This window comes from Flavobacterium rakeshii (genome assembly GCF_009741375.1).
Taxonomy (GTDB): Bacteria; Bacteroidota; Bacteroidia; order Flavobacteriales; family Flavobacteriaceae; genus Flavobacterium; species Flavobacterium rakeshii.
On the sequence record NZ_WOWP01000010.1, the window covers coordinates 131,937 to 140,070 of the forward strand.

At 37.5% G+C, this 8,134-nt stretch carries 6 protein-coding genes; all 6 read right to left on the reverse strand.

The features are described 5' to 3' along the window. Window positions 1-22: 22 nt before the first annotated feature. The 6 genes from GN157_RS02570 to GN157_RS02595 all read right to left on the reverse strand — a co-directional run bounded on the left by GN157_RS02570 (window position 23) and on the right by GN157_RS02595 (window position 7,975). Window positions 23-2,671 carry a DNA gyrase/topoisomerase IV subunit A gene (locus tag GN157_RS02570; RefSeq protein WP_157481565.1) on the reverse strand — a complete coding sequence of 883 codons (2,649 nt, stop codon included), beginning with the start codon at window positions 2,669-2,671 and terminating at the stop codon, window positions 23-25. A 49-nt stretch (window positions 2,672-2,720) separates the two neighbouring features. Continuing rightward, the gene (locus GN157_RS02575) at window positions 2,721-4,574 is read right to left on the reverse strand and encodes a DNA topoisomerase IV subunit B (RefSeq protein ID WP_157481566.1); all 1,854 of its coding nucleotides are present in this window, start codon (window positions 4,572-4,574) and stop codon (window positions 2,721-2,723) included. A gap of 116 nt (window positions 4,575-4,690) precedes the next feature. Further along, a complete protein-coding gene (locus GN157_RS02580) occupies window positions 4,691-5,665 on the reverse strand; it encodes a transglutaminase domain-containing protein (RefSeq protein ID WP_197429382.1) in 975 nt (324 codons plus the stop codon). Window positions 5,666-6,017: 352 nt separating this feature from the next. After that, on the reverse strand, window positions 6,018-6,698 hold the full coding sequence (locus GN157_RS02585; protein ID WP_157481568.1) for a TIGR02117 family protein: 681 nt from the start codon (window positions 6,696-6,698) through the stop codon (window positions 6,018-6,020). After that, window positions 6,682-7,221 (reverse strand): NADPH-dependent FMN reductase, encoded by a 540-nt coding sequence (locus GN157_RS02590; protein WP_157481569.1) that lies wholly within the window; start codon window positions 7,219-7,221, stop codon window positions 6,682-6,684. The genes GN157_RS02585 and GN157_RS02590 overlap by 17 nt, the downstream gene beginning before the upstream one ends. A 76-nt stretch (window positions 7,222-7,297) precedes the next feature. Continuing rightward, entirely contained in the window at window positions 7,298-7,975 is a 678-nt protein-coding gene (locus GN157_RS02595; RefSeq protein ID WP_157481570.1) for a hypothetical protein, read from the reverse strand. Between the last annotated feature and the right edge of the window lie 159 nt (window positions 7,976-8,134).

The window sequence follows — 8,134 nt, forward strand, 5'->3', positions numbered from 1 at the left end:
GCTAAATGCGGGACTTTTTGTTTTATTCATCATCTAACGATAAGGTTATCTGCCCATCATCGTCAAGACTTATTGTTGTATTTCCGTCGGTCAAATCAACTTCATCCTTTACCTCCATTTCTTCCGGTTCCGGTTCTTCCTCCGGCTCATCATAAGGTAATGATTCCAATAAGTTAATCTGCCTTACTTTATCAGTAGTCAACTGGTTACCCAGTGCCTTTATACCTTTTACAGCGATAAATCCTTCAAGATCCACTTCAAGGGTTTCTTTCTGTACACCTTTTACTTTAGAGAATATTATCTCGGCAACAGGCCTGTAATCAGTAGAAACTATTTCAAGTTGTGAGTTAGGATGCTCTGTTATAAAAATCTCTTCCTTGTTCTCGTTTTCAACCAAAAAGCGTTTAATGTAGTAACGGGTTTTCTCTCCGTCATAATAAATAGCAGAAATAGGCTTTTTAGGCACCCATTTTTCCAACACAATCATTCCTTCTTCAAAATGAGTAGAAAGATCCGGGATAATAGTTTTCACCTTACCCGACTGGTTAATAATAAGTAACCTGTCGTTCGATTTAAACTCACCAAGCAGTTCTCCCCTTCCGTCAACATTTAAACGCTGTACGGTATCGTCAAACCAAATCCTTCTCGGTTTTAAAGTAGATATACCTTTCTCCTTAAGCTCAATACGCTTAATAGGGTATCTTGTTACTTTATTACCTTTAGAAGCACGGCCTTTAATGGCCAGTGAAGCAAAATCAAGATCAAACTTCAGTTTCTTAATACTTCCCACCTGTCGTAGCAGTATGGTAACCACTTCGGCCTCTCCGTTTGGATTACCCGAGAAGTATACTATTTGCGACCCTTTATTACCCTGAGTCAAATCATACAATTTATCTCTGGTGATACTGGTTACATTAAATCTTTTTACGTATGATGGGCCCGACTTACCGTCACGGTAAATCATATTATAAATGGTACGCTTATCGTTTTTGGTAAATACGGCAACATAAATAATGTCTTTACCCACAAAGGTTTTCACATCCACTTTTGTCACCATCATGTTACCATCCCTTAAAAACACAATTACGTCGTCAATATCAGAACAATCGGCAACATATTCGTCTTTTTTAAGTCCGGTACCCACAAAACCTTCCTCACGGTTAACATAAAGCTTGGTATTACGTAAAACAACTTTAGTAGCCTCAATATTATCAAAGTTTCTAATCTCTGTTTTACGTTCCCTGCCTTTACCATATTTCTCTTTCAGGTTTTGGAAGAAATCAATAGCAAAATCAATTATATGCTCTAAATTATGTTTAACCTGTTCAATATCACCTTCAAGAGCTTCGATTTTTTCCTGAGCCTTATCAATATCAAATTTAGAGATACGTTTAATTCGTATTTCGGTAAGCCTAACAATATCCTCTTCGGTTACAGCACGCTTAAGGTGTTTTGTGAAAGGTTTTAAACCTTCATCAATAGCTTGAATAACACCTTCCCATGTTTCCTCTTCCTCAATACGGCGGTAAATTCTGTTTTCAATAAAAATACGCTCCAACGACTGGAAATGCCATTGCTCTTCAAGCTCGTTAAGTTCAATTTCCAGCTCACTCCTTAAAAGTTCCACCGTTCTGTCGGTCGACATTCTAAGCATGTCACTAACCCCTACAAACAGCGGTTTTTGATCCTGAATAACACAACCAAGCGGTGCTATAGATGTTTCGCAGGCCGTAAAGGCATAAAGAGCATCAATAGTTTTATCGGGAGATACACCGTTAGGAAGATGTATTAATATCTCAACATCTGCCGCAGTGTTATCTTCAATTTTACGTATTTTAATTTTCCCTTTTTCGTTAGCCTTAAGTATACTGTCTATTAACGAAGTGGTATTTGTAGTAAAAGGTATTTGTGTAATAACCAGCGTACTCTTATCCTGTTGGGAAATCTTAGCACGTACTCTTACACGACCTCCCCTCATACCGTCGTTATAGTTAGACATATCGGCCACACCTCCCGTAGGGAAATCAGGATAAATTGTAAAAGGCTTTTTCTTTAATATCTTAACCGAAGCATCTATAAGCTCAAGAAAGTTATGCGGAAGTACTTTGGTAGACAAACCTACCGCAATACCCTCGGCTCCCTGAGCCAATAGTAACGGGAACTTAACCGGAAGATGTACCGGTTCATTTTTACGTCCGTCATAAGACGACTGCCAGGTAGTAATTTTAGGGCTATACAACACATCGAGCGCAAACTTAGAAAGTCGCGCCTCAATATAACGGGGAGCAGCAGCACCGTCACCCGTAAGAATGTTACCCCAGTTACCCTGAGTATCGATAAGCAGGTCCTTTTGCCCTATCTGTACCATGGCATCACCAATACTGGCATCACCGTGCGGGTGATACTGCATGGTATGCCCTACCACGTTAGCCACCTTGTTATAACGGCCATCGTCCAGTTCCTTAAGGGAATGCATTATCCTTCGCTGTACCGGTTTAAAACCATCTTCAATGGCAGGTACGGCACGCTCCAGGATAACATAGGAAGCATAATCCAGAAACCAGTCTTTATACATACCCGTTACCTTGGTAATGGTATCCTGTGACTCCGGATTATCCGACTTTTCGTAAAAATGTTCGCCTTCTAACGGCTCTAAGTTTTCTTCGTCCATGTATTTACTTCCAAATTAAAATTTGAAATAATATGTATCTCAATTGAGATTATTTGTCAACAACGTCAAGCTCAACTTTAAGGTTGTTAATAATAAACTCCTGCCTATCCGGCGTATTTTTACCCATATAGAACTCTAACAGGGTCTCTACTGATGTCGCTTTATCCATCAATACAGGATCCAAACGTATATCCTGACCGATGAAGTGCTGGAACTCATCTGGCGAAATCTCACCCAAACCTTTAAATCGGGTTATTTCCGGCTTGCCTTTAAGTTTATCAATGGCATTACGGCGTTCCTCATCAGAGTAGCAGTATATGGTTTCCTTTTTGTTCCTGACACGGAATAAAGGTGTTTGTAATATATACAAATGGTTTTCCTTTATCAGCTCGGGGAAAAACTGTAAAAAGAAGGTAATTAACAGCAGGCGAATGTGCATACCGTCAACATCGGCATCGGTTGCGATTACAATGTTGTTGTAACGCAGGTTCTCCATGTCTTCCTCAATATCAAGCGCGGCCTGTAACAGGTTAAACTCCTCGTTCTCATAAACAATTTTCTTGCTCATGCCATATGAGTTTAAAGGCTTACCACGTAAACTGAAAACCGCCTGTGTATTTACATCTCTTGATTTGGTAATGGAACCCGAAGCCGAATCCCCTTCGGTAATGAAAAGTGTACTTTCTAAACTTCGCGGATTTTTAGCATCGGTTAAGTGTACCCTGCAATCACGCAGTTTCCTGTTATGAAGACTAGCTTTTTTAGCTCTGTCCCTTGCCAGTTTACGTATACCCGAAAGTTCTTTACGCTCACGTTCTGCCTGTAAAATCTTTTTAAGAAGGGCTTCTGCTACATCCGGGTTACGGTGCAGGAAGTTATCCAGCTTAGTTTTTATAAAGTCGTTTACAAAAGTACGTACCGTAGGCTGATTTGGTCCCATATCGGTAGAACCCAGCTTGGTTTTCGTTTGCGATTCAAACACAGGTTCCTCTACCTTAACGCTAATGGCACTAACAATAGATTTTCTTATATCGGCAGCCTCAAAGTTTTTGTTATAAAACTCTTTTACAGTCCTCACTATAGCCTCACGAAAAGCCCCTAAGTGAGTACCACCCTGTGTGGTATTCTGTCCGTTAACGAAAGAGTAATACTCTTCACTGTATTGGGTTTTACTGTGCGTAATGGCAACCTCTATGTCATCATCCTTAAGATGGATTATAGGGTAAATCCTGTCGTCCTCGTTTATTGTTTCTCCAAGAAGGTCTTTAAGTCCTTCTTCAGAGTAATATTTTTCACCGTTGAAAATTATTGTAAGCCCTGTATTCAGGTAACAATAATTTTTAAGCATTTTTACAATGTACTCATTACGGTATTTGTAGTTTTTAAAAATAGTATCATCTGCAAGGAAACTAACCTTAGTACCTTTCCTTTTAGATGTTTCGGCAAGCTCTTCTTCAGCAGTAAGTTCTCCGGCAGAGAATTCGGCAGCTTTGATTTGGTTATCCCTAACCGACTCAACCCTGAAATAGCTTGAAAGTGCATTTACCGCTTTGGTACCCACACCATTTAAACCCACTGATTTTTTAAATGCTTTAGAGTCGTACTTACCACCGGTATTCATTTTAGAAACCACATCTACCACCTTACCTAAAGGGATACCTCGCCCGTAGTCACGAACGCTTACAGTTTTATCCTTCACGGTAACCTCAATGGTTTTACCGGTTCCCATTACAAACTCATCAATAGAGTTATCTATAACCTCTTTTAAAAGAATGTAAATACCGTCGTCTGGTGAAGAGCCGTCTCCCAGCTTACCAATGTACATACCCGGACGCATACGGATATGTTCCTTCCAGTCTAACGAGCGGATGTTATCTTCAGTGTACTGATTCTGCTCCAGCATAGTAAAATTTATGGATTTTCTGCTAATATATTATATCTGCGGAAAAAAAGAAAGCGCGAAAAGGGAAACTTATTAAAAGTCAGGCAACTTTTGTCAGTTTTTTAATATTTTATACCCTATCCCCTGTTTATGCGGTATGCAAGCACTGATTTCCTGTTAATATACAAGGTTAAAATGCCAATTGAGTTGTTGTTGAACTCTACTTCAAACTCGGTTACATCACCGTTAAAAACAGGTTTTACCATTTTAAAAATACGTTCCTTACTGAATACATAAGCAACTGTATCCTGCGGACTGATATTTTTTATTTTAAAGGATAAAACACCGTTTCTTACCCCTTTAAAAGTTCCGTATTTTGGTGAGATTAACTCGTATCCTCCCGAAAGATAATTGCCATAATACAATGGCAAATTAGCAAAGTCTTTTTCGGTTTTATCTGTTAGTAACCACTTTTTATCATCCGGAAAATGATTGAGGAAAAACGTATCAGGATGGGTAAAAAAGAACGCATCATTAAACCTAAACTCAAATCGTAACGGATTGCCTGTTGCAGTACCCGCAGCCCATGTTACATCGAGAAGTTTCCACTCCCCACCTATCTTAACAGCGTTCCATGCATGATCTCTCGCTCCCGGTCCAGCCCCTACATGTGACGGGTGTGATTTTGAAGTTCCGGGAATTATTTCGGCTTCAAGCCCTACTTTATTGGCAATAATTTTAAATAATGCCGAATAACCATGACACACTGCTTTTTTATTTTTTAAAGTAGTTGTAGCCAGTTTTTCGTCCATTTCTTTCAATTTAGCCAGTTTTTCGGCTTCTGTACGGTATGAAAATCCTACGGGACGTTCGTTAACACCATATTTACCAATATCATACTCTACATTAAGAGCAATCCATGTAAATATAGCACGTGCCTTTTCATCATCACGTGTAAAATCAGTATTTACCTTTTCGGCAAACTTATCTAACGACGAAAATTTATTAGGGTATCTTTTAACTGCAGCATCTACCTTAGTAAAATCCTGAGCAGAGATGCCACCACTAAACAAAGTGATGAGTAATAAGGCTATAGCTAGCTTAAAATGCATTTTATTCATGTGTCTTAACTACCAACAATCCTGCCATTTATTTAAAATAAAGATATATTGAAAACACCATATAAAATATACAATACAGGCAGGGCATTTATCAATAAAAATAAATAATCATTTTTAAGCCTTTTCCTAATCATAAGTCTAATCAAATAAATAGTAGAGCAAAAGCTAAAAATAATTGCAGTACCCCACAAAAGTATGCCTGTAACCTGTGTTGCTGTATATATAAAACGAAAGTTAACGGTACACCTAAAAGGCTTACCTATTAGCCTTACAATAACCGAAATTACAAATACCAACGTTGGCCAGTAACAATACTTTCGGGGATTATCTATTATTTTGTTTATCATTTATATTTGCTTAAAATAGCCTTATCATAAATTGTCCATAAACAAGCTTTTTGGTTTGCTGCTTTAAGCGCATTGTTAGTCCACGTATTACAGGTTTTAAAAAGGCTGTATTTACCATTACCTTCATAAAACGCGTCATACTGCCCGTAACTTCGGTTAACTATCCAGATTGTCTCTCCGTTTTCATCATACTCAAAACTTTTCTCAATATAATCAACCAACATTTGGTAATCCTGTTTTGTTATGGTCAGCTTAACACAACTATCATCCTGCCTTACAGTTTTATAAAACCTTGTATGCATTGCCGAAGTACCCATGTAAAATGCAGCATTAAAAGCCGTACTGGCTTTAAGATCGCTCCACTTTGGCGTGTTAAGGTAAAAACCTTTATCACCCCAGCCAAAAGCTACATATTTAGCTAAAGTATCATTAGCTTTTGTTTCACTATACAGTATTTGTCCTGTCCAGTCTTTCACTTCGTTTTTTACAGGCACTATAATATCGGTATGTACTCCATTAGAGTTTACATACACAACAATATCACCTTTTTGAGTACTGGTATTTACAGGAATATACGATAGCACAAGTGTAGCAAGTATGTACACCAGTACAAAACAAAACAGAGCTATAATTAGCTTTTTGAAAACCCTAAAAAACTTTTTAAGAGTTGAGCTCATAATCAAAATTGCGTATAATATCTTTTAACGTATCATCAAGCTCTTTATTAGAAATTCTGCCATTTTCCACATCAAAGTTTTCATTGAAAGAAGGTAGTGAAAAAGTATCTTTAATATTACCTCCGTACCATTTAAGACTTATTTTAGCAGCTTCGAGCGAATTTTTACCTCCAAATTTACCGGGAGAAGTAGACATCAATAACAATGGTTTATTAGCAAATACTTCCTTCTTTTGGCGTGAAGCCCAGTCGTATATATTTTTAAAGGCTACGGTCATCCCTGCATTATGTTCGGCAACAGAAATAACCAATACATCGGCACTCTCAAGTTTCTCTAAAAACTTACCGGCAAGTTCGGGCTTACCAATCTCCTTTTCTTTATCTACACTAAATAGAGGTAATTCGTAATCATTTAAGTCAAGCACCTCTACATCACCGTTTTCAAAAAGACCTGCTGCATAAGTTGCCAGTTTTTTATTAATCGAATTTTTACTGCTACTTCCGCCAAAAGCTACTATTTTCATATAGATTATAATTTTAGGTTGGTTTCTAAAATTACAAAAAATAGTATAATTTTAATGATCGTTTCACAAACTGTTATCAGTTGTTCTTTTTAGGATATTTGTTGTTACCGGAAGGTTCTACCAAAAGAATCTTAGCGAACTCTTTTCTGCTTGGATTAAGATAAACCTTAAGCGTATCCTCATCAGTTCGTATTTCATTAACTAAGGCTTTTAGCTTCATAAAATCGCTTTTATCCTTAAAGTATTTCCAATACAGTGTGTCGTTGTGAACTGACAGTATTCTTGCCGACCAAAACACAGAATCTTTTTCACTCAGTACAAGCTGCCCCTTAAACCTTTTAGCCTTCTGCTTTGCAGACAAGGAGAAAACGGTATCCATTATTTGTTTATGAAAGAATATAGTATCTCCTTTCTCCTCAGTATCATAAACTATACTCTCATCAGGAGAGATAACAGTAAGCTTTCCGTTATTATAAGTAACACTATCGGTTAATGTCTCGAGCTCTGATTTTGTGATTTTACCATTAAGTAAATACTTGTAGTAAATATCTTTTTCGTCTATATGTAGCTCCCTTACTTCATCTGTAGTAGCATAAATCCCCCTGTATTTTACCGGAAACGATTTCAAATCAGAATCATTAACAGGCTGCGGTTCATTAAAATAAAACCGAATACCATACTCTTCCATCATTGATGATTCTTTACAGGAAAAGATAGTAACCAAAACAAATACTATTACAAGGGATTTTCTCATACATTAAATATAAGAAAAAACCACAAAAAAAGCCCTGCTGTATAGCAGGGCTTTTTTATATATACTGTCTCGTCCTGAAATAAGTTGACACAAATTCGACTTATTATGAAAGACAAAGCAATTACACGCATAAAGCGTAGTCAAAAGGATTACAACATG

Bases quoted from the DNA above. Each gene is read 5' to 3' on its own strand.
- GN157_RS02585 (WP_157481568.1), bottom strand. From the start codon at position 6,698: ATGAGCTCAACTCTTAAAAAGTTTTTTAGGGTTTTCAAAAAGCTAATT.
- GN157_RS02575 (WP_157481566.1), bottom strand. From the start codon at position 4,574: ATGCTGGAGCAGAATCAGTACACTGAAGATAACATCCGCTCGTTAGAC.
- GN157_RS02590 (WP_157481569.1), bottom strand. From the start codon at position 7,221: ATGAAAATAGTAGCTTTTGGCGGAAGTAGCAGTAAAAATTCGATTAAT.
- GN157_RS02595 (WP_157481570.1), bottom strand. From the start codon at position 7,975: ATGAGAAAATCCCTTGTAATAGTATTTGTTTTGGTTACTATCTTTTCC.
- GN157_RS02580 (WP_197429382.1), bottom strand. From the start codon at position 5,665: ATGCATTTTAAGCTAGCTATAGCCTTATTACTCATCACTTTGTTTAGT.
- GN157_RS02570 (WP_157481565.1), bottom strand. From the start codon at position 2,671: ATGGACGAAGAAAACTTAGAGCCGTTAGAAGGCGAACATTTTTACGAA.